Genomic DNA, 21,914 nt, shown 5'->3' with positions numbered 1-21,914 from the left:
GCTATGCTAACGCACAATACCCTTATTTCTTAAGGGGAAAGAGGCCCCCCTGCATATCCGCTCCTGTTCTCCTGCATAGTCGCGTTGTTAACTATCACGCCAGTCACTTATTTGCCGTCATTAATGTATTAATCATCTTCTGACTGCTACCCGGATGCACTAAGCTGTAGGTTTACAGCTCTGGAAGTGAGCCTGCTTTATGCCGTATCGCCGTTTTGAAAGGATTATCGATATCTTCAAGGATGCCCCGGCCGACACGCCGCCGAACCGCGTCTGGGCGTTTTATCTGTTTTATCTGCGCCAGGTGTGGCCGAGTTTCGCGCTGCTGCTGGTTATCGGGCTGATTGCATCGTTAATTGAAGTAGCGCTGTTCCGCTACCTTAGCCGTATTATCGACTTGGTGAACGCCAGTCCCGCCGTGACCTTTTTTAGCGATTACGGCGGCGAACTGCTGTGGATGGCGGCGGTGGCGCTGCTGCTGCGGCCGCTGTTTATCGGCCTGCACGACCTGCTGGTACACCAGGCGATTAACCCCGGTATGACCAGCATGATCCGCTAGCAGCATCACAACTATGTGCTGCGCCAGAGCCTGAACTTTTTCCAGAACGACTTTGCCGGGCGTATCGCGCAGCGCATTATGCAAACCGGCAATGCGCTGCGTGACTCGGCGGTGCAGGCTGTGGATGCGCTATGGCATGTGTTGATCTACGCCATCACCACGCTGGTGCTGTTTGCCGAGGCTGACTGGCGGTTGACTATTCCGCTACTGATCTGGATCGTGGGTTATATTCTCTGCCTGCGCTACTTTGTACCGCGCGTGAAAGCGCGCTCGGTCGCCTCTTCCGATTCCCGTTCGCGCCTGATGGGCTTCATTGTTGACGGCTACACCAATATCTCCACCCTGAAGCTGTTTGCCCACAGTGACCTGGAACGCCAGAACGCGCGTGAGGCGATTGACGATCAGACGATAAAAACCCGCGATCAGGGGCGGATGGTTACCGGCATGGATGTGGTGATCACCACGCTAAACGGCCTGCTGATTATCAGTACCACCGGGCTGGCGCTGTGGTTGTGGACTCAGTCATTGCTGAGCGTGGGAGCCATTGCGCTGGCCACCGGGCTGGTGATCCGCATCGTCAATATGTCCGGCTGGATTATGTGGGTGGTGAACGGCATCTTCGAGAATATCGGCATGGTGCAGGATGGCCTGCAAACTATCGCCCAACCGATCAACGTCAGCGATAAAGACCAGGCGTCGGCGCTGCGCGTAGAAAAGGGCGAAATCCGTTTTGATGCCGTTGACTTCAACTACGGCGGTGAGCGGACGGTGATCGATAACCTGCAGCTGACCATCCGACCCGGTGAAAAAATGGGTCTTATTGGACCTTCCGGTGCTGGGAAATCGACGCTGGTCAATTTGCTGTTGCGGCTCTATGACCTGAACGGCGGGCGTATTTTGATCGACGGGCAAAACATTGCCGACGTCAGTCAGGAGAGCCTGCGTGCGCAGATTGGCATGATCACTCAGGACACCTCACTGCTGCACCGCTCGATTCGTGACAACCTGCTGTATGGCCGCCCTTATGCCAGCGAAGCCGAGTTACAGCAGGCGATCCACCGGGCGAAAGCGGATGAGTTTATTCCGCTGCTGTCCGACCCGCAGGGGCGTACCGGGCTGGATGCCCACGTCGGTGAACGCGGGGTGAAGCTTTCCGGCGGCCAGCGCCAGCGTATCGCCATTGCCCGCGTGCTGCTGAAAGATGCCCCGATTCTGATCATGGATGAGGCGACGTCGGCGCTGGATTCTGAAGTGGAGGCGGCGATCCAGGAGAGCCTGGAAAACCTGATGGGCAACAAAACGGTGATCGCCATTGCGCACCGCCTCTCCACTATCGCCCGTATGGACAGACTGGTGGTGCTGGAGCAGGGCAGGATTGCTGAAATCGGCACTCACAGTGAGCTGCTGGCGCGTGGCGGGCTGTATGCGCGCCTGTGGCGGCACCAGACCGGCGGTTTTGTCGGCGAGGAGCATGACCCGGGTTAGCCGGGCATGACGTGATGTCATGGTGTTGAAAGACGATAGGGCAGTGCTTCACGCGCCTCAGCAGCCCAGGCGCGGATGCCTACGCGCTCCTGGTGCAGAAAGTGGGCGACCGCTTCGTGCAGGCCCGGGTGGCGCAGCAGATGCCAGGACTCGGTCAGTACCGGCTCGAAGCCACGGATCAGCTTATGTTCGCCCTGTGCACCGGCATCGAAACGCGCCAGCCCGTGCGCAATAGCATACTCCATGCCCTGGTAGAAACAGGTTTCAAAATGCAGACGGTTATACTCTTCCAGGCATCCCCAGTAGCGGCCATAGAAGGTATCGCCATCCACCAGGCTGAAAGCCATCGCCAGCGGGTTGCCCTGCCGGCTGGCAATGACCACGCGGATGGCGGCGGGCATCCGTTCTGCCAGCAGGCTGAAGAACAGACGGGTGAGATAAGGCTGGCGACCGCGCACATGGTAGGTATTGGCGTAACAGGCGTAGATAAAATCCCACTGCACTTCACGCAGTTCATCCCCCTGATACCAGGTAAACGCCACGTCCTGGCTGGCCACCAGCTGGCGCTCTTTGCGTAGCTGTTTGCGCTTGCGCGAGGTAAGGGTATCGAGAAAGTCCTGAAAGTCGCGGTAGCCGTGATTGTGCCAGTGGTACTGGCAGCCAAGACGCAGCAGCCAGCGTGCATCCTGCTGCAACAGCTGATGCACGCGCCGATCGCTGAAAGTCATGTGCGCACTGTGGAACTGCTCTGTGGCCAGAAATCCGGGCAGTGCCTGCAACAGCCGCGCGGCGGCGGCGTCATCACCCAGCAGCCGTGCACCGCTCACCGGGCTGAAAGGAACCGCCGACAGCCATTTCGGATAATAAGACAGTCCGGCGCGCTGGCAGGCTTCCGCCCAGCCGTGATCGAACACGTATTCGCCCATCGAATGGCTTTTCGCGTAGCCGGGCAGCGCCGCCCGCACGATACCCTCCTCGATCCACAGCAGGTGCTGGGGCTGCCAGCCGCTGGCGCGGCTCACCGAACCACTCTCCTCCAGCGTATGCAGAAAGGCATGGCGTAAGAAAGGCTGATCGTTTGGGGTCAGGGCATCCCACTGGCTGGCCGGAATATCGGCCAGCCGCGTCAGAAGGGTCAGGGACATCGGTGTGCTCCGCATCAGTCACAGTAAAACGCTACGTTGAACGCTTTTCGCCTGCGGATCAATCCGTTCTCGATTATTGCGGTAAAGAGTCCTCATTCTCATTCTCATTATCATTTGGCTTTGCTATTCTTTGCCCCCTCAGGCGCGTTGCAGGACGTGCAGGGCTTTCAGATTTATAAGGCGGAATGATGGCGGATGTTCAGGAGTATCGCTTATTCAACGTAGTGCTGGCGCGTAAGCAGGTGCTTTCTCCTTCAATGTTGTGCTGTGTGTTCAGCGGTGATGACGTGCGTCAGATGAAGATGGATGCGCCAGATCAGCGCATCAAGCTGCTGTTCCCCTCGCGCAACGGGACGCCGTCGTCACTGAGCGGCGAAAAGTCATGGTGGGAAACCGTTTGCGCCATGCCGGCAGATCTCCGCCCTGTTGCGCGTACTTACACCCTGCGCCACGTCAATGTAGAAGCCGGCGAGTTCGAAGTTGAGTTTGTGATGCACGGCACGGAAGGGCCGGCATCCGCCTGGGCGCTGGCCGCGCAGCCGGGCGATCCTTTACAGATTATTGCCCCCAACCGTGCCTGCACAACGGACAGCGGCGGCTACGAGTGGAACCCGCACCGTAACGTTGAGCGGGCGCTGGTGGTGGCCGATGAAACGGCGTTCCCGGCGGCAAAAGCCATCCTTGAACAGCTGGCGCAATGGCGCAACCCACCGCCGATCCAACTGTTTATCGAGCTGCCAAAACGCGCTGACTGTATCGATCTCAGTCATTACCGCTTTGCTGAAGTTCACTGGCTGCCGCGTGACGAAAACGGCGCAGCGCACGGTGAAGCGATGCTGAGTGCGGTCAGGCAACATGTGGTACTGCCAGCGGCGGCAATGGCGCGCCAGGAGCTGTCAGAGGGCGATGAGGACGATCTGCTTTGGGATCGTGCCGCCGGGGCTGATACCTGCTTCCACGGTTGGGTGGCAGCCGAGTCCAGCGCGGTGAAACAGGTGCGCCGTTATCTGATAGGTGAGCGCGGTCTGTCTGCTGAATGCATCAGTTTTATGGCTTACTGGAGCCGTGGCCCCCGGCGTAAAGGCTAAGGCTCCGTCAATCGCGGGCAGGCGCTTTTCAGCGTGTTATGCCCGCTGCTGGCCGCCACCTTGAACAGGCCGCGCAACGCCTGATGAATTCGACCAACAGTATGATGGCTATCTCAAGGGATCTCGGCTTCTCTTCCCGGCAGTGTTTCCAGCTTGCGCGGGTCTATTCACCGGATAAATCGATATTTGGCTCAGAGATGGATCCTACGCTGGTATTCAGGGGATCGAGAGCTCCTGAACTTCCATCAATCAAAGCTGTGACTGCATCGTTCATTAAAGGTGAATTCCCTGAAACTAAAAACATTGCGGACTGGTCTAATAATCTTTATCAAGGAATTGGTGTCCACTCAAATTATTATGAGAAAGCCGTTTCGATCGGAAAGAGTGCAAAAGGGAATATTGATATATCAGGTCACTCGCTTGGTGGTGGTATGGCCTCTGCCGCTTCTGTTGCCAGTGGGAAACCGGCATGGACATTTAATGCCGCAGGGGTTAATGCAGGCACGGTGGAGAAATACGGTGGAACCCTTGTTGGCAGCGCCAGAAACATACAGGCTTATCGGGTAGAGGGCGAGCTGCTGACGAAAATACAGGAAGTCAATCTGTTAGAAGATTACAAAAGTGTTAATGGCGACCTTACTTTACTGTCGGCAAAAGAGGGGTTGTCGTCAGTAATCCCGGATGCCGTGGGGATGAAACACACCCTGCCGGGAGGAAAGGGGTCATTACTCGACAGGCACGGTATTGACCAGGCGATCGATTGTATTGAAGACCAGAAAGACGAGGATATTGCCACAATCAGGGGGCGCATATGAAAAGAATACTAATTGTAATCACGATATTACTTTCAGCGTTGATGGTGCAGGGGTGTAAAAAAGGTATGGATTTAAAAGCGCAGGATTATTTTGAAGGGAAGCAGTTAGCTCTGGCAAAGGAAATTGAAAAAGGAGAACGGGGTGAAATAAGAAAAATTTTGCCTGACATGAGCGCAGAAGAGCTAAACCGGCCGGGGAAAGCGTCTATGACCCTGCTGTTCTGGGCAATAAGCAGTTCACTCTATGATCAGGCCACGCCGGAGAGACTTCAGATAATAACCGAACTGGTTAAGGCAGGTGCAGATCCCTTACAGCCACAGCCCAATATGCCAGGCAGTCCGGCAGAGTCCATGATGCAGGCGGATAAAGGGATTTGGATAAAAGCGATTCTTGATGGGGGGTTATCGCCAAATGCCAGGGACAGAGTTCATCATGAGCCAATTATATTCGAAAGCTTTAATGCTAAGAATACTGAGACATTAAAAGTTTTAATTGATTACAGAGCCGATCTAAACATACAAGATTCTTTAAAAAGAACACCATTAATAAATGCGTTATATTCTGGCAAGATAGAACATATACAGCTTTTGTTATTAAATGGAGCTGACCCATTAATTAATGACAGGTTCAACGATAATTTTGTTTCACTAGTTAATAAAGAAATTTCCGAAGGTGACAAAGAAAATAAATATATAAAGTCGTTAATTGAAATAAGGAAGTCCATTGGTGGGAATTAGATCTGAAAATATAAAATACTAGTCAGAATACAGATATTTTGGGTTGGGAGGTGAAATGTCTTCCTTCCCTATAATGAGTGGTCGTGAGTTTTTTATTCTAATAAAAATTATTTAGATATAAAGTACAGGATCTAAATGACTTGTGGGATGAATAGAATCGACCAGTCTTAACCGTTCCTGACAAATGTCCAGGCGCACCACGACATCTGCCTGGCTACCCTGTCGGCGCTGCAAAAGCAAGGCCAGCCGATTCAGAACTGACGGCTGGCGATAAGCCATTTTACTATCGGGTTCGATGCTCGCCAGTGCGCCAATGGCTCCTTCAAGACGATGCGGCTGGTATTACCATTATGTAAAAATCACTCTATACCCCAGTTTTACCATCGTCCTGCATCGCTTATTCAACCTAGTGCTATGGCGGGGGAAAGTCTGGTGTTCAGACCAGGTTTATCACCCTGTCTGCCGAGGCTATCGTCGTTTCACGGTGGGCAATGATAATCCGCGTTATGCTGAGGCCCTTGATCGCCTGATTCACCGCATCCTCGCTTTCCTTGTCCAGTGCGCTGGTTGCCTCATCCAGAAACAGGATCCCCGGCTTTTTATAAAGCGCCCGGGCGATGAACAGGCGTTGCTTCTGACCACCGGACAAGCCTTCCCCCAGTTCGCCGATAAGTGTTTCATATCCCATTGGCAAGCACATGATGACCTCATGCAAATAGCTGGCCTGCGCGCACGCCTGCATCCAGTCTTTATCTGTCTCTTCGTGAAAACCGCATATATTATCGCTGATAGAGCCGGAGAACAGCTTGTCGTCCTGCATGACACAGGCAATCATCTTGTGATAGTTGTTGATCCCTATTTGCTGAATATCAATACCATCCATCTCGATCCTGCCGCCGTCTGGCGTGAATAACCCGCACAACACCTTCATTAGCGTGGTTTTCCCTGCCCCTGACGGCCCGACAATAGCCACGCTTTCCCCCGGCGCAATGGAGATGTTCAGGTCGCTAAAAATGGTCGGTGACTGGCTATCATAACGGAAACTTAGCGCGTGCGTTGTCAGCGAAGCCGACTTTAGCCCGGCCTCATAAGGGATATCGGGTTTGCGGCACTCTCGCGGGTGAAGGGCAATATCGGCTATGCGTTCGTTGTGCAGGCTCATCATTCGCAGCCGCAGCAAAAACTCGGTTAGCGAACCGATCCGGTCGGAGAACTGACCGCGAAAGGCGTTAAATGCGACGAACATACCGATGGTCATTTGATTGTCGATCACCAGGCTGGTGCCTAACCACAGGATCGCTATCTGGTCGCAGGCGGCGACAAACGTGTTGATGCCACCAAACACCATGTCCATTTTGTTGACCCGGATACCCGTATTAATGCTGTCGATTTCAAGATTAAGCCAGTGTGCACTGCGGCGTTCCGCCATGCCCTGCACCTTGACCGTGGCAATGCCGTACAGCGTTTCCATAAAATATGAGCTGGCCCGGGCGCTCCTCACCAGCGACTCCTCGGACAGCTGCCGATAGTAATTGTAGGTCAGCAGGCGCAACAGCACGTACACAGCGGTAAAGGCTATCACGATCCAGGTCAGCCAGGCTCCGTACAGGGCCAGCATCACCAGTACACCGATGACCATGATGCTATCCATGATGGCACCGACGATGCTGGTGGTGAAGGTGCTGCGGAGTACATCCAGCGAACCGAAGCGTGACTGAATGTCACCCAGCTTGCGCCGTTCAAAATAGCTTAGCGGCAGACGCAGCAGGTGGCTAAACAGCCCCGACTGCCACTGGACGTTAATCAGTGTCGACATGACCAGTGAAGACCAGGATCGTACCATGCTAACCGCCACTCGCAGCAGAATGAACATCATCAACCCAGCACAGATGAGCGCCAACAGACCGCGATCCCCTGCAGGAAGCGCATGATCCATTACCAGTTGCGTGCCGACCGGCATCACCAGGTTAATGGTTTCGATCACCAGGGACAGACAAAATATTTTTCCGAGCACACCTTTGAGGCCGTGCACACTGCTTGTCAGTTTGCGCAGGCTAAAGCGGTTACACACCGTATTCGCTGTGAAATCGTTGCCGGGCCAGGCTTCGAGCGCCACGCCGGTAAAGCTTTGTGACAGTTCCGTCTTACTCACGATACGGCGACCGCGCGCCGGATCGTGCAGTACCACCCGGTCGCGCCTGATACTCACTAGTACTACAAAATGGTTGAATTCCCAGTGCAGTATGCACGGCACTTGCAGCGCGCCGAGGTTGTCGAGATCCAATGACAGCGGGCGTGTGGTGAGTCCCATCCGATCGGCAATGCCAATCAGCCCGGCCAGCGTAGTGCCGCGCGCTGACAGGTTGAACTGCCGACGCAGTGCTATCAGATCGACGTTCTTGCCATAGTGGCCGCAGATCATCGCGAGGCAAGCCAGTCCGCACTCGGACGACTCGGTTTGATGGATAAGCGGTAGGCGGCGACGTAAGCGTATGTCCAGCTTTCCGATGAGCGTCTTTAAGGAGAGCTTACTCATTGACCGCTCCCTTTACGCTGTGTTTCATGTCGTAGAACGGCGACAACATCCATTGATAAATCTTCCTTTCTTCAAGAAACAGGGTGCTTTGCGCCTTCATGCCATTTTCCAGGCTCAGGCGCTTACCACTGTATTCAACGCTCTGTTTTTCCGGCCTGACGATCACCTTGTAGTAAGGTATCGATGCGGTCGGCCCATCCTTAGGTGCGCCCTGCCATGTCATCATTTCCTGCGGTGAGGCAGGCGTTTTAGAGATGATGGAAACCGTGCCGGCGAACTGGCCAAATTTCTCTTTCGGGAAAGCCTCATAGCGTATGTTGACCCGATCGCTGACGTTGACATAGGGAATGGCAGTATTAGGTAGCCATAGCACCAGCGAATAATGGTCGATGTTGTTCGGGATAATCTGTAGCAGGCTGTCGCCTGCATTGACCATCTGCCCGACCGTGACGCTGAGCGAATCGATGCGGCCGTCAGCCAACGCACGCACGATAATCGCCCCACCAGCGTCAATGTTGAGCAGTTCTTTTTGTCGCTCGTAACGCTGTAGCTCCATCTGGTAAATTTGGTTGTCGTAGTCGGCTGCCTGAATGTGAATCTGACTTTCCAGTGCGGTGATTTGCAGTGCATTTTGTTCATTTTGCCCAGACAGCCCCAGCAGGCTGTTTTGCTGCTGGTAATACAGCGCCACCTGGCTAGTTAGCTGATCCTTAGTGATGAGTCCTTTCGTCTGATACTGTCGGTAGTTCTCCATATTCTCCTTCATGATGCGGATCCCTTCCCGGGCATGATGGATAATGTCGGTAGAGCGTTGGAATGCGCTGGTGTACTGCGCTTTTTGCTTTCCCAGCATGTCGAGAGTATTTTTCTTATTGCTTTCCAGCCGGCTAATGATTTGCTCAATGCGCGTCATCTGACTGGCAATATCCCTGCGTTGATTGTCACTGACTACGCCGCTATGAGTGCTTTTACTGACGTCGATTTGGTAGACAGGAGCGCCCGCCTTGATTACCTGGCCTGCAGTGACAAATTGCTTGACCACCACACCCTGGACACTGGAGTAGACGTTAGCCGCACGGGGGTAGCTGGATATCTCCCCTGTGACGTTCACCCTTCGGGTGTAGGTTCCGGCGATCACAAAAGTCAGAAAGGTGATAAAAAAGAAGATACACAATCCCGCCATGAGCCAAAAAGGAATGCCGGGGAGGAGAAGCGCCCGACCGCGCCATTTCATTTTCTGCTTATCGATAGCTTCCTGGCGAAACAACGTTATTCTCCTGATAGATTTATTCTTATTGAAGAATAAATATGTGATTTTTAAATTTGCTTTATTTCATCCGGGTTAACAAATCAACTGCCCTATTACAAAGAAATTACAATGTAATAATAGATGAAAGTCGATAAGAAAACGCCAGTAAACGTGTTGTTTTCTCGATGTATCTTTATGGAAAATAGAGATTAGGATTAAAGGAAAGCTAAATCATAGAGATATCTTTTTTAACAGAACGCCGCCTCCCATCAGCCATCCCTATATGAAGCGGTTAAGTTCGCGCGTGAAGTAGCCTGTCACGATATTAAAATATACTCTCCTGTAATGGGAGATGACTTTAACGGAACTGCTAGCCTCAGACGTCGTTGTCAGATTAAGAATATTTACTAAATATTGGTCAAGCCATCTCATTACTTATCTCTGCAAAATTCAACACGTTCAAATTTTTTCTCCGGTCAATGACTCATTGTGGGTGAAGTTATCGAGTATCTTTGCGAGAACCATTTTGACCAAACTGCGAAAGCCAAAAAAGCTAAACATAATGAGGAACAGGTCGGGGAAATTTTCATTCCCAATCAAATGAATGCTTGATGTATAAGCCAGGAAAATGGTTAGTGCCAAGCTGATTAGGTTGAAAGTTGCTGATTTCATGTGTTCGCCAGTCAATGAATACCCAGTGCCGAATAAATATAGATGAAGAGTGACGCGTAAGTAAAGCGTCCGGTGACGCTTATTGTAAATATTGGGAGTTCACTCGCCCTTTTCGTATATTTACTATCACAGGGTGATTTTTTCTGCCTGGAGCTTCACTCAGTTTATCTTTTATCGACCAGAGTATAATTCCCGGATTCATCCTCCCTTTTAATTGAACGTTTATGATTGAATGCAGATAATATAATGGGATGCTTTTTCTTCGATTGAGCGTGCTAATGGTTTTTTAAACAGAGAGTGTGATATGACACTATGCGAAATAGTGTGGTGACAGAATGCCGACCTGTCCCAAGTTTGATTTTAACTGGCGGTAATTGAATATGAACTCTGTTTTTTCTAAAAAAAATCAGACTATATTCCTCTGATCAGATTCTGAACTGTTTAACTTATTGTCAAAAGCCACTGCCTGAGGTTCCTCCTGGACAACAAATGCTGATAAGACGATGTCGTCTGCGGTATCACCACCTGAAATCACTTAAATCCGACGATTAACGAAGAGCCGGTTGAAAAATTTCTGCGACCTTCGGGTATACTGTGCGCCCTGTTGAAGAGTGACGTGGATGCTATGGAACGTTTTGTTGAAAACCTGATTTATGCCTCGCGCTGGCTGCTGGCGCCAATCTACCTTGGGCTATCACTGGGACTGCTGGCGCTGGGCATTAAGTTTTTTCAGGAGGTATTTCATCTGCTGCCGCATGTGTTGAGCATGGCGGAAAACGATATGGTGCTGGTGCTGCTGTCGATGATCGATCTGACGCTGGTCGGTGGCCTGCTGGTGATGGTGATGCTTTCGGGCTATGAGAACTTTGTTTCCAAGCTGGATCTTGCCGAGCATAAAGAGAAGCTTAACTGGCTGGGCAAGATGGATTCCGGCTCGTTGAAAAATAAAGTCGCGGCGTCGATTGTTGCCATCTCATCCATTCACCTGCTGCGGGTGTTTATGGACGCGCGCAACATCCCCGATAACAAGCTGCTGTGGTATGTGATCATCCACCTGACGTTTGTGCTGTCAGCGTTTGTGATGGGCTATCTGGACCGCATGTCGCGTAAAGACAAGTTATAACAGTCCGGTGGCCTCCGCTGCCGGTTATAAGGTACGGTCGTGAAGTACTACGCCATTTCAGCCGGGTCTTTTGCCAGCGTTGTCGCTTTTGCTATCAGCCAGCCTGAAAACGTCGATATCAATGAGATCCTGTTCCGTCCGACCAGTCATGAGATGTAACGCTCCGGTTGGGGTTATGTCGAGTAGGACGCGGTGATATTCACCGCACCCACCGAGTGACGGCGGCGCAGAGAATCTTCCACATAAGTGTGACGGAAGTGGCATTTTTAAGCGGTTATGCTTACTATCGCGCCACTGGGCCATTCTGTGTTGCTCAGCATTCAATCCCCGATCCCTGCTGAGAATCCCGGACATGCACCATGATTAGTCGCCGTCGGTTATTAATGGCAACCGGCGCGTTAATGTTCGCCATCAAGACGGATAATCTGTTTGCCCGCCAGGACTATTTCCCGCTGTGGCCAGATAAGCCGCCGGGTGGCGGCGGGCCAGACGGCGGGCTGCGTATTTCCGCCAACGGATCCTGGTCGAATATCGTTAGTCCTGGCATTCTGCGATTTGTGCCGGAAAAGCCAAACGGTAAAGCGGTACTGATCGCCGCCGGAGGGGGATATCGCTGGATCGGCATGGGGCGCGAAGGGTGGCCGGTGGCTCACTGGCTTAACAGCAAAGGGTTTACCGCCTACGTGCTCAGCTATCGTCTGCCCGGCGAAAAATGGCATGATGGCAGTCGCGTGTCGTTACAGGATGCGCAGCGGGCGATGCGCCTGGTGCGTTCTATGGAGCAGAACGTTCATCTGCTCGGTTTTTCGGCCGGTGGTCATCTGCTGGGCATGGCCGCCGCCCGGCCCGATTTTGCCTCATATCCGCCGCAGGACGCCATTGACCAGCAGGTACCGCAAGCCAACAGCGTCGGGCTAATTTATCCGGTTATCACGCTTGAACCCCCTTACACCCATACCAACACCCATTTATCGCTGGTGGGCCATCATCCGACCCCGGCAGGCGAAGCGTACTGGTCGGTACAAAACTACATTACCCGCGCTTTTCCTTCGCTGTTTCTCGCTCAGGCCGAGGACGACGCCACCTCCAACCCGGAAAACAGCGTCATCATGCATGATGCCTGCCGTCGTAAGGGCGTGCCGGTACAGATGATCCGTATTTCCCAGGGCGGGCACGGATTCGGCCTGGGCAAAGTGGGATCGCCGGCCGCCATCTGGGATGAAGCCTATGCGGTATGGCTGGCGGCGCGTGTTTAAACGGCTGCCTGGCGGTAGCATTGCCCTGATGTTATCCTTGTTCCTCTGCAAGATTTTCTAATACCTGGCTCAAATGCTGGATGACCACCTGGGCGGCGCGTGACAGCTGGCGTTTGGGGGCCACGCACAGCGCAAGGGTGAGTGGACGCACCGCCTGGCCATGCAGCGGCACAAAAGCCAACTCACCGCTTGCCACCTGCTGACGGACGTCCAGCAGGCTGAGCACCGCCAGACCGGCTCCGGCGCAGACCAGCGATGTGATCAAACGAATATCGTTACAGCAAATGGTGGCCTGCGGCGTTATGCCGTGTCGCGCGTAAAGCATGGCGGTGCGCTCGTGCACCATCAGCGGTGCCGTCGGCATAATATGGCGGTTTTCGCTGATTTGGCCGAAGGAAAGCGACGGCTGCTGCGCCAGCGGGTGATCGGCAGGCATCGCTACGCCAATCGGCATTTCACAGAATGCCCGCACTTCCAGACCGCTGTGCGCTACCGGGTCCAGCAGCAGGCCAAAATCGACCCCGGCGCTGGCCACCAGGCCAACGACGGTCTGGCTGTCATGTACCGCCAGGTCGAAGGTCAGCCACGGATAAGTACGGGCCACCCCGGCCAGTGCATCCACCACCACGCCTTCATTTAGCGCGGCAATCAGCGCCACGCTGACGTGCCCGCGCTTCAGCCCCTGTAGTTCATCAAAGCGCTGTCGGGTGCGGCGAAATTCCCGGCTCCAGCGGCGGATATCGTCATACAGCATTTCTCCGGCGGTGGTCAATTTAAGCCCGGCGGGCAGCCGTTCAAACAGCGGGGTGCCCATCATCTCCTCCGCCAGCAAAATTTGCCGGTTTATCGCCGAGGCCGAGACATGCAGCTGCTCCGCTGCTTTACGCAGGCTGCCGCTGGTGGCGACCGCAGCGAAGTAGTGGGAAAAACGTGAGAAGGGATCCACGGCCTGCTCCTGTACGAATTTTTGCAGAGGGTAAGTGCATTATCTCTGATGGACTGCAACACCTCCGAGTATCCACAATGTCCGTAACGATAACAACCGCCCGTTAAACAAGGTGACTCCCATGAAAGCTAAAATCACCCCGCCGCCGCACTGCACCTTTGAACCGGATGACTGGGAACGGCTGGCACGTCACTGGCACCCGGTGACGCTGGCCGCTGATATCGGCCAGGCACCGGTAAAAGCGGTACTGCTGGATGAACCGCTGGTGATTTACCGTGTTGATGGCCAGGTCGTCGTGGCACGGGACGTCTGCCCGCACCGTGGTGTGCCGCTGACGCTGGGCTTCCATGACCAGGCGGGGATTATCTGCCCCTACCACGGTTTGCGCTTTGGTGAAGGCGGCCGCTGTAATCGCATCCCGTCCAGCCCTGGCCAGGCCATCCCGGCGAAGCTGCATCTGCTGACTTATGCCAGCGAGGAGCGCTACGGGCTGATCTGGGTCTGTCTGGCAGCAGAAGAAGGATCCGTGCCGCCGCTGCCGGTGATGCCGCACTGGGAAGATGCCGGTTTCCAGCAGATTGTTTGTCCGCATTTTGACGTGGCCGGGTTTGCCGGTCGTCAGGTGGAGGGTTTTCTTGATGTGGCGCATTTTGCGTGGATCCATACGGAAACTTTTGCCAACCCGGAAAATCAGGCGGTGCCGCCGTATAGCCCGATAGAAACCTCGTACGGTTTCAGCGTCGACTACTGGAGTTCAGTCAGTAACTATTCAGCCGACTCCGATCGCCAGGCACCGGAGGGTTTCCGGTGGTTGCGCCATTTCGAGATGCATCTGCCGTTTACCGCTACCCTGACGATTCACTTTCCGCAGCAGGAGAGGCTGGTGATTATGAATGCGGCTTCGCCGGTATCTGCGCGCAAAACCCGGCTGTTTGCGCCAATTACGCGCAACTTTGATCTGCACATCCCGGTAGAGGAAGTGCACGCTTTCAACCATCGGGTATTTGAGGAGGATCGGCTGATGGTGGAAACCCAGCGCCCGGAGCGGCTGCCGCTCGATTTAACGCTGGAAGCCCATATTCCTGCCGATCGCAGCTCAATAGCCTATCGTCGTGGCCTGAAAAAACAGGGCTTTGGCGACTTCTTCCTTGTTTAGGGGGCATGATGCAAACCATTGAGCTGGAGGTGGATGCGCTGGCGCGCCAGGGCAATAACAACCTGTCGATAACGCTGGTGAGTGCGGACGGCAGTGCGCTACCCGCGTGGCAGGCCGGGGCGCATATCGATCTGCACCTTGCCGCCGGGCTGATCCGCCCGTATTCGCTAACCGGCGATCCGCAACAGCGCGACAGCTGGCTGCTGTGCGTCAAGCGTGAGGCGGCGTCGCGCGGAGGATCGCGCCTGGTGCATGAGCAGCTGCGCCCCGGTCAGCGCCTGACGGCTTCTTTGCCACGCTCGCTGTTTGCGCTACAACCCGCGCAGCACACGGTATTGATCGCTGGCGGAATTGGCATTACGCCGCTGCTGGCGATGGCTGAACAGCTGGATGCCAGCGGACAGAGTTTTGAGCTGCACTACTATGTCCGGCAGCAGGTTGATATCGCCTTTCGCCGCCGTTTGCAGCAGGGTTTTCGCCACGGCAGCGTGTTCCTGAGGCCGGGCTGTGAAGGGCACAGCCCGCGCCGTACTTTGCCGGCTGCGTTACAGCATCCTGTTGGTCAGCGCTTATATCTGTGCGGTCCACAGGGGTTTATGACCCACATTCAGCAACATGCATTGCAACACGGCTGGTCGCCGGCGCGTATCCACAGCGAGGCTTTCGCCGCAGTACAACCGCTGGCCAGCGCTGCTGAAGGGGAAGGCTTTACCCTCACGTTGCAGGCCAGCGGCCGGACGTTTTACATACCGCCGGAGAAAACCATCGCCGTGGTGCTGCTGGAAAATGAAATTGCGCTGTCGCTCTCCTGTGAAATGGGTATCTGCGGTGCCTGCCTGACGCCAGTGATAGCCGGGCAGGCCGATCATCGTGATACCGTACAATCGGCGGCGGAAAAAGCCTGTACGGCGCAGCAAATCGCCCTGTGCTGTTCGCGCAGCCGCACGCCGGAGCTGGTGATTGATTTGTGAAGCCCCTAATGTTTGCACTTTGCCTGAGTCAGACATGGAGGTTTATATTTTGGGCGATTTCAGGTCATTGGATTGACATTCACCAACGCAATAAGACACGTATTTGACTTAATCCCTACGGATATAAGTACAAAAAATGAATAATTTTCCTGTAAACAAAATAATATTTTAATATAAAGTTATTTGTAACTAATAATTGCCTTTTATTGTTTTTATGGTGATTATTTACAGATAACTGACAATAAGTTTCACCGAGAACATCTTTGATGTCGATTAAGACAAGGACGTGCCTGGCAATGTGTGTCGGGCTGTTTATGACAGAGAGTGCGATTGCCGCGCCATTGACCCCGGGCGACCGCGACTTTATTCAGAATCAGCAGCAGCAACGTTTACTGCAGGATCGGCAGCAGCGTGATGCGCTGTGGCAGGCTGCCTCGCCGCCGGGCAGGCCAGCAGCGCTTTCCGCTCAGGCAGGGCCGTGTTTCCCGCTGCACCATATCCTCATTCGTAACGCCACGCTTATTTCTGCCAGTCAGCAGAGCGCTTTATCTGCGCCTTATATCAATCGCTGCCTGAACTTAACGCAAATTAATTCACTGGTATATGCGATCTCCGACTGGTATATCCAGCGCGGCTATATTACCAGCCGGGCTTTTTTATCCGAGCAAGATTTATCCAGTGGCCAACTTATTATTCCGGTGCTGGAGGGGAAGTTAGAGGCTATTCGTCTGGATGGCCACTCATCGCGCGAGCTGAAAATGGTGTTTCCTCGGTTAACAGGAAGGATTTTAAATCTGCGCGATATTGAGCAGGGCATGGAACAGATTAATCGCGTGCGCAGCACGCCGGTGCAGATTGACATTCAACCCTCAGTTAAGCCCGGTTATTCCGTGGTTAATTTAACCGCAAAACCCGAATCTCCACTGGGTGCCACGCTGGGCGTGGATAACAGCGGGCAGCAGAGCACGGGTGTTGGTCAACTTAATGCTTCCGTCACGGGAAATAATCTGCTGGGGCTGGCGGATCGCTGGTTTATCAGTGGCGGGCGCAGCAGCGCATTCAGCGACTGGCGTGATGCGCGCAGCCTGCAAGCCGGCATCAGCGTACCTTACGGATACGGCCTGCTGGATTACAGCTACAGCTGGAGCAATTATCACAGCGACTTCGTTAATAACGGTTTCAGCTGGTTAAGCAACGGCGATAACATCGCGCACCGTCTCAACGGCTCCTGGGTGTTGTACCGCAATGGCGGCATCAAAACCGGCGTACAGTTCGGCGTGAATCGCTATTCAAGTCATCACTACCTCAACGATGCGCTGTTACAAAGCAGCAGCCGTAAAACACCAGCCTGCAGCTCGGTCTTAATCATACCCAGAAGGTTGCAGGCGGTGTGGCAACGCTAAATCCCACCTTCAGCCGTGGCATGCCGTGGTTTGAGGCGGAAAGCGATGAGGGCAAAAACGGCAATCTGGCAAAAGCGCAGTTTCGTAAATGGAGTATCGGCGGCAGCTATCAGCGCCCGCTGACCAATAAACTGTGGTGGCTGAGCAGTCTCTACGGGCAGTGGTCGCCCGATCGACTGTATGGCAGCGAGCGCCTCACCCTTGGTGGAGAAAGCTCCGTACGTGGTTTTAAACAGCAATATCTGTCAGGCGATGCCGGTGGCTATCTGCGTAACGAACTGGACTACAGCCTGTTCAGGCTGGCACTGCTGGGGGAAGTCAGCGCGCTGGCGGCGGTAGACGGCGGCTGGCTGAAAAGCGATGCGCTAAACAGCCAGTTAACCGGAACCCTCTGGGGCAGTGCAATGGGGATTGGGACGCGCAATCCGCATTTTTACACCCAGTATACGGTAGGTATTCCGCTCAGTTATCCCGGCTATTTGCAGCCGGATCGCCTCAGTACCTACGCCCGCTTCGGGCTGGTTTTCTAAAGGGAATTTATGATGAACGATTGCCAGCCTGTTTCCCTTGCCCGCCGCGCGTTTAGCTATCTCATTTGCTATCTGATTGCTTTCCAACCCCTGTTAACGGCGGCGGCAGACGAAATCACGCCAGTCACCCCCGGTACGCAGATGGATGCGGCGGGAAACGGTGTACCGGTGGTCAATATCGCCGCGCCGAATCAGGCTGGCATCTCGCATAACCAGTATCAGCAGTACAACGTCGGCCAGCAAGGGCTGATCCTCAATAACGCCACGGGGCAGCTGAATCAGACCCAGCTTGCGGGCCTGATCCAGAACAACCCCAACCTGAAAGCGAGCCAGGAAGCGCGCGCTATTATCAACGAAGTGGTCGGCGCTAACCGCTCGCAGTTGCAGGGGTATACCGAAGTGGCGGGCAGAGCCGCCAACGTGATGGTAGCGAACCCGTACGGCATCACCTGTAACGGCTGTGGTTTTATCAACACGCCTAACGTGACGCTGACTACCGGTAAACCACAGCTGGATGCGAACGGCAACCTCGCGGCGCTGGAAGTCAGTAAAGGCTTGGTGATCGTTGAAGGAAAGGGGCTGGACGGCAGCAATGCGGATGCGGTGTCGATTGTGGCGCGCGCAACGGCGATGAATGCCGGCATTCACGCTAAAGACCTTTCCATGACGCTGGGTGCTAATCGCATCGGCCCGGATGGCTCGGTGACTCCCATTACCGGAGAAGGGGTTGCGCCGTCTGTGGCGGTAGATACCAGTGCGCTGGGCGGCATGTATGCCAACCGTATCCACCTGGTGTCGAGTGAACAGGGCGTTGGGGTCAATCTCGGCAATCTGTTAGCGAAGCAAAACGATATTACGCTGGATGCGAATGGGCGGCTGGCAGTGCATAACAGCCTAAGCAACGGCGAACTGACCGCCAGAGCGCAGAGCATTGATCTGAGCGGTGAAGTTAAATCTTCCGGTTCCGCGACGGTGACGGCACGGGATGGCATCAGCTTGAAAAATGGTAGCCTGGCCAGCGATGAAGCCATTTCCCTGCAGGGCGGTGAGCGCCTGCAACTGGTCAATGGCAAGCTGACGTCGGGGGACAATATCAGTCTGGTTGCCACGCAGCTGGCAACCGACAATGCCAGCACGGCCGATGCAGCGGGCAATATCACCCTGCAGGCCCAGCCAGATCGGTCTGCCCTGTCGGGCCTGAACAGTGCGGGCCGCCTGGACAATGCCGGTCAGCTTACTGTGGAGAATAATTATCTGGGGGCCACATCCTCAGACAAACTCGACAAAGCCATCGAGAAAATCAAACAGGGCGATAAATCTTTAGCCGCCGCAAATGAGCTGATCCAGCTGGAAAATGCCGATAAGCGCAGTGATGCGCTGGTGTCGAAATTCACCAAACACCCTTCGCAAATGAACAGCACGGAACGCGCCGAACTGGCGGGTTATCTGCGCGTCTATGCCGCTGAAATGGAGAAAGAATACGGCACGGCTGTATCACAAGAACTGGTGAAAGGCATGCTGTCGGGGCAGGATTATATAAAACGCGATCCAGATTCGGAGGCAATGGCCAGCGCTCAAAAAATAATGAATACCTGGGGCTACCATAAATCGAATGCCAGTATTGGTGATGCGCCGCTGATATTTGGTGGCAGTGTGCTGGGAATTACAGTGAAAGGTATGGCTGCTAATGCGGCAATCGGTGTGGGAGTTAATACTGGTGTTCAGCTTACAGGAAAAGATCCATTCAGCTATGTTGACGTTATTATGGCCGGGATAACTTCAGCCGCAACTACTGGAAAAGGTATCCTTCCGTCAGTCGGAATCAATGTGGGTGGTGCAGCAATCGGAAGTGGGGTTAAAGGAGAGGCTCCGGTTAACTCTATGGCTGGCGCTGGAGCAGGTACTGTAGCCGGTGGGATAGGCGGCACTATCATAAAAGGCGTAACATCAAAAGTTGTGGAAGAGGCTGTTTCTGATTTAACAGGTGCTATAGGTGGTAGCTACCTCAGTGAAAAAACGGGAAATTTTGTAAAAGATAATTTGGATGAAAAGGGAAAAAATGACAATAAAAAGTAATTTTTTCTTATTAATAAAATTGATGTTCATGTGCCTGATACTATTTTTATTTTTCGATATTATATCAGTGCTACTTGCATCCTCAATTATCTATTTTAAAAAGGGTTTTTTCCCATTCAGTTGGGACGATGTTTTTTCATCCTATTTTGAATCTGGTTATATTGGAGGCCTAATCTTGGGATTAGGCCTTTGGATAAAAACCTGCCTGCGGGAACACAAAGATAAAAACTCACCTAAATAACCCACCAATCCCAACCTTAAGTGGTTGGGATTTTACTATCTAAGCCAGTCAGTTCCCCTCCCCCCGCCAGCCGGATAATCAGCTGCCCCGGTTCGGTGATCACCTCGATCTTCTGCCCGGTATCAAATCCCAGCTCCGCCATCCAGTGTCCCTTCAGGGTAATGGACGGTGACGGCAGGTGCTTAATATGATCCCTGATATAACCCACGGTATAACGCCTTGATTGAGTTGTGCTTCAGGTGTGGTTCCGCTGGCTGGCGAAGCAGAATCTTATCCTGGCCAATCCCGCCGCCGACCTNGAGCTGCCCCGGCTGGAAAAGCACCTGCCGCGCACCATCCTGAGCGTNGAGCAGGTGGAGGACATCGTAAACCTGTGCGACCTGANCACGTTGCAGGGCATGCGTGACCGGACGCTGCCGGAACTGCTGTGGTCAACGGGCATCCGGCGCGGCGAGGTGGCGCGGCTGGANACCTGGAGCGCGGACTTCTCACGGCGGATACTGACCATCGTGCAGGGCAAGGGGAAGCAGGACAGGGTTATCCCGGTGGGTGAACGGGCGCTGTGGTGGCTGCGGCACTACCTGCATNAGGTCAGGCCGGAGATAGTGGCGGTGGCCGGGTGTAAGGCGCTGTTCGTGGCGATGGACGGCGTGGCNGGACTGACGGCGAACGGCATCACGCACGCGGTGGTGCCGTATCTGCGGGCGGCTGGGATAGAAAAAGGCAGCTGCCACCTGTTNCGGCACGCGATGGCGACGCAGATGCTGGAGAACGGCGCGGACCTCAGATGGATACAGGCGATGCATGCCAGTACGCATCCGGCTGAATGTGAAGCTGACAGCCACAAAAATAACAGCCATAATGACACCACAAATGACACCACAAAAAACGCCGCAGGGGGGATGCAGAATGAGTACAATCCACTTCAGGATAGATGATGAAACCAAACGTCTGGCTATGCAGGCAGCAGAACGCCAGAAGATGAGTCTGACAGAAATTATGCGTCAAAGAGCTGAAGAGCTGGCAGCAGAAGAAAGGCAGTATCAGGGCAGTGAACATGAAGACTGGCTGGAACAACAGATCACAGCGGCGTTCAGTCGCTATGATAGAGGTGAAGTTGACTTCATCAGCGATGATGAAATGAACACCCATATGGATGAACTGAAAGCGCAGGCAGTGCGGGGAAAACTGTGACATCAACCGTTCAGTGGGAAATACAGGCGCGGGCAGACAGGGAAGCCATCTTTCGCTACCTGTATCAGGAGGCTGGCATATCGGTGGCCAGCGCGACAGATGATAAGTTCGCCAGCATGGTTGGTATCCTCAAAGATAATCCGCTGGCAGGTACAAAAGCCGGAAGAACAGGGAAACAACGTAAACTGGTGGTTGCCCGCTTCCCGTTCATTATCATCTATGTGGCTGAAAATAAGATGGTTCGCATCCTGCGAGTACTGCACACATCCAGAAAGATAAGCAGTCGCTACCTGAGGTGTTAGTCAGCAGCTTGTCAACGGAGCAGCCGGACGGTCAGTAAAGCAGCTCCACCCCGGTGAGTTCGCCGGGTTGTGTGCCTGGTCAGAGCGCGCCNTCCCTGGCGCGATCTGCCCTCCCTCAGGTTCAGCGTGCGCGGGGGGCAATGGCCGCCCGGCCAGCGTTGTACGGCGGCGCGCTCTTGCGGTCAGTTGCTGGCCAGCCAGCCGTTTAACGTAGCGTGGGTCATTATGCGCAGCCGTCCCGGCCCGCCGCTGGCGAGCGGGTCGTCTTCGCATAATACACATTATGTCTTGCGCCCCCGCGTTCCAGGGCGGGGTGTTGCCGCCTTCCCTGGCGGCGCTGGCCTCTTCATCGTCTTCAGCAAACGGCCTTGCGGCCTCCGCCTGCAGGGCGTTATGCCCGCCCGGCTGCGTCTGTCCGNAACGGCTCGCA

The 21,914-nt window shown here is 54.2% G+C and carries 14 protein-coding genes and 5 pseudogenes; 14 read left to right on the top strand and 5 right to left on the bottom strand.

The genetic code is table 11. From position 1 onward, the window contains the following. Positions 1 to 199: 199 nt before the first annotated feature. Positions 200 to 2,044 (top strand): annotated as a pseudogene (locus EPYR_RS17720) (ABC transporter ATP-binding protein). Between the two features lie 17 nt (positions 2,045 to 2,061). Here the strand turns inward: EPYR_RS17720 and EPYR_RS17715 are convergent. After that, positions 2,062 to 3,189, bottom strand: a complete 1,128-nt coding sequence (locus tag EPYR_RS17715) for a GNAT family N-acetyltransferase (RefSeq protein WP_015899165.1) — start codon at positions 3,187 to 3,189, stop codon at positions 2,062 to 2,064. Positions 3,190 to 3,374: 185 nt separating this feature from the next. Between EPYR_RS17715 and EPYR_RS17710 the strand changes: the two genes are divergently transcribed. From EPYR_RS17710 to EPYR_RS17700, 3 genes and pseudogenes are all read left to right on the top strand, one after another. After that, the gene (locus EPYR_RS17710) at positions 3,375 to 4,277 is read left to right on the top strand and encodes a siderophore-interacting protein (protein WP_014539837.1); all 903 of its coding nucleotides are present in this window, start codon (positions 3,375 to 3,377) and stop codon (positions 4,275 to 4,277) included. A gap of 152 nt (positions 4,278 to 4,429) precedes the next feature. Then, a pseudogene (locus tag EPYR_RS17705) lies at positions 4,430 to 5,092 on the top strand (phospholipase); the annotation flags it as partial. Further along, positions 5,089 to 5,829, top strand: coding sequence for an ankyrin repeat domain-containing protein (locus EPYR_RS17700; RefSeq protein ID WP_014539835.1), 741 nt, complete (start codon positions 5,089 to 5,091; stop codon positions 5,827 to 5,829). The pseudogene EPYR_RS17705 and the gene EPYR_RS17700, both read left to right, overlap by 4 nt. Before the next feature lie 436 nt (positions 5,830 to 6,265). On the opposite strand, the gene EPYR_RS17695 is transcribed toward EPYR_RS17700, so the two are convergent. Then, the gene (locus tag EPYR_RS17695; protein ID WP_014539834.1) at positions 6,266 to 8,365 is read right to left on the bottom strand and encodes a peptidase domain-containing ABC transporter; all 2,100 of its coding nucleotides are present in this window, start codon (positions 8,363 to 8,365) and stop codon (positions 6,266 to 6,268) included. Continuing rightward, a complete protein-coding gene (locus EPYR_RS17690; protein WP_014539833.1) occupies positions 8,358 to 9,632 on the bottom strand; it encodes an HlyD family secretion protein in 1,275 nt (424 codons plus the stop codon). The genes EPYR_RS17695 and EPYR_RS17690 overlap by 8 nt, the downstream gene beginning before the upstream one ends. A 1,279-nt stretch (positions 9,633 to 10,911) precedes the next feature. Between EPYR_RS17690 and EPYR_RS17680 the strand changes: the two genes are divergently transcribed. The 3 genes from EPYR_RS17680 (at position 10,912) to EPYR_RS17675 (ending at position 12,665) form a co-directional block, all read left to right on the top strand. Beyond that, the gene (locus tag EPYR_RS17680; RefSeq protein ID WP_014542734.1) at positions 10,912 to 11,409 is read left to right on the top strand and encodes a TIGR00645 family protein; all 498 of its coding nucleotides are present in this window, start codon (positions 10,912 to 10,914) and stop codon (positions 11,407 to 11,409) included. Positions 11,410 to 11,448: 39 nt separating this feature from the next. Beyond that, the gene (locus tag EPYR_RS20085; protein ID WP_014539830.1) at positions 11,449 to 11,568 is read left to right on the top strand and encodes a hypothetical protein; all 120 of its coding nucleotides are present in this window, start codon (positions 11,449 to 11,451) and stop codon (positions 11,566 to 11,568) included. A 200-nt stretch (positions 11,569 to 11,768) separates the two neighbouring features. After that, positions 11,769 to 12,665, top strand: coding sequence for an alpha/beta hydrolase (locus EPYR_RS17675; RefSeq protein WP_014539829.1), 897 nt, complete (start codon positions 11,769 to 11,771; stop codon positions 12,663 to 12,665). Between the two features lie 31 nt (positions 12,666 to 12,696). Here EPYR_RS17675 and EPYR_RS17670 read toward each other — a convergent pair whose 3' ends face one another. Continuing rightward, positions 12,697 to 13,611 (bottom strand): LysR family transcriptional regulator, encoded by a 915-nt coding sequence (locus EPYR_RS17670; RefSeq protein WP_014539828.1) that lies wholly within the window; start codon positions 13,609 to 13,611, stop codon positions 12,697 to 12,699. 121 nt (positions 13,612 to 13,732) lie between these two features. Here EPYR_RS17670 and hpxD point away from each other — a divergent pair, with 121 nt between their 5' ends. From hpxD to EPYR_RS21650, 4 genes and pseudogenes are all read left to right on the top strand, one after another. Beyond that, positions 13,733 to 14,767, top strand: coding sequence for a molybdenum cofactor-independent xanthine hydroxylase subunit HpxD (gene hpxD, locus EPYR_RS17665; protein ID WP_015899162.1), 1,035 nt, complete (start codon positions 13,733 to 13,735; stop codon positions 14,765 to 14,767). Positions 14,768 to 14,775: 8 nt separating this feature from the next. Then, positions 14,776 to 15,738, top strand: coding sequence for a PDR/VanB family oxidoreductase (locus EPYR_RS17660; RefSeq protein ID WP_015899161.1), 963 nt, complete (start codon positions 14,776 to 14,778; stop codon positions 15,736 to 15,738). A gap of 266 nt (positions 15,739 to 16,004) precedes the next feature. Next, positions 16,005 to 17,671: pseudogene (locus tag EPYR_RS17655) on the top strand (ShlB/FhaC/HecB family hemolysin secretion/activation protein). 12 nt (positions 17,672 to 17,683) lie between these two features. Continuing rightward, positions 17,684 to 18,922, top strand: a pseudogene (locus tag EPYR_RS21650) (filamentous hemagglutinin N-terminal domain-containing protein); the annotation flags it as partial. 1,082 nt (positions 18,923 to 20,004) lie between these two features. Here the strand turns inward: EPYR_RS21650 and EPYR_RS17640 are convergent. Continuing rightward, on the bottom strand, positions 20,005 to 20,196 hold the full coding sequence (locus tag EPYR_RS17640; protein ID WP_014539822.1) for a SymE family type I addiction module toxin: 192 nt from the start codon (positions 20,194 to 20,196) through the stop codon (positions 20,005 to 20,007). 25 nt (positions 20,197 to 20,221) lie between these two features. On the opposite strand from EPYR_RS17640, the pseudogene EPYR_RS17635 reads away from it, so the two are divergent. The 3 genes and pseudogenes from EPYR_RS17635 to EPYR_RS17625 all read left to right on the top strand — a co-directional run. Beyond that, positions 20,222 to 20,926, top strand: a pseudogene (locus EPYR_RS17635) (tyrosine-type recombinase/integrase); the annotation flags it as partial. Beyond that, a complete protein-coding gene (locus EPYR_RS17630) occupies positions 20,898 to 21,182 on the top strand; it encodes a DNA-damage-inducible protein J (protein WP_014539820.1) in 285 nt (94 codons plus the stop codon). The pseudogene EPYR_RS17635 and the gene EPYR_RS17630, both read left to right, overlap by 29 nt. Continuing rightward, the gene (locus tag EPYR_RS17625; RefSeq protein WP_015899156.1) at positions 21,179 to 21,484 is read left to right on the top strand and encodes a type II toxin-antitoxin system RelE/ParE family toxin; all 306 of its coding nucleotides are present in this window, start codon (positions 21,179 to 21,181) and stop codon (positions 21,482 to 21,484) included. Before EPYR_RS17630 ends, EPYR_RS17625 begins: the two co-directional genes overlap by 4 nt. Positions 21,485 to 21,914 lie beyond the last annotated feature (430 nt).

The sequence above is a fragment of the Erwinia pyrifoliae DSM 12163 genome, from assembly GCF_000026985.1.
Lineage (GTDB): Bacteria > Pseudomonadota > Gammaproteobacteria > Enterobacterales > Enterobacteriaceae > Erwinia > Erwinia pyrifoliae.
The sequence above is the reverse complement of the archived record's forward strand: the minus strand, read 5'-3'. Positions and strand labels throughout refer to the sequence as shown.